This is a genomic window from Rhodococcus coprophilus NBRC 100603 (genome assembly GCF_001895045.1).
Classification (GTDB): Bacteria; Actinomycetota; Actinomycetes; order Mycobacteriales; family Mycobacteriaceae; genus Rhodococcus; species Rhodococcus coprophilus.
The window spans coordinates 1-560 of sequence record NZ_BDAM01000027.1; the positions used below are offsets into that span (position 1 = coordinate 1).

General features: G+C 65.2%; 1 protein-coding gene. It reads right to left on the reverse strand.

Annotated features, from left to right (window positions below):
* Positions 1-560: condensation domain-containing protein (locus RDCOP1_RS21110; RefSeq protein WP_143152212.1), on the reverse strand; the 560-nt coding region annotated here is incomplete at both ends.

Here is a 560-nt window from a genome sequence, read left to right on the forward strand (position 1 = left end):
CTCACGCTGCCACAACGTGTAGTCGGCGTACTGCACCTCGAGCGCCGACCACTCCGGGTTCCGGCCCGCAGCGCGCGCCGCATACGCCGTCACCACATCACGAGTCAACGGCCCCATCGAGAACCCGTCACTCGAGATGTGATGAACCACCACCACCAGCACATGCTCTTCCGGCGTGACCCGCAGCAGCCGCACCCTGATCGGAACCTGCTGTGTCACATCGAAACCGGTAGTCACAACCTCCGTGACACGCGCCAAGACCTCGTCGGCCGCGACAGTCTCCGGACGCACCTCGACGACCGCGTCCGATACAGGCAGGATCTCCTGGAAACCGACCCCGTCGACCTCCGGATACACCGTCCGCAACGACTCGTGCCGCGCCACCACATCCGACACCGCCGCCTGCAACGCATCGACATCCAACGAACCCGACAACCTGATTACCGCCGGGATGTTGTTCGCCCCCGAGACCGGATCCAACCGATTCAGGAACCACATCCGCTGCTGCGCCAACGACAACGGCACCTGCGCCGGCCGCACCTGCGCAACCAACGGCACCC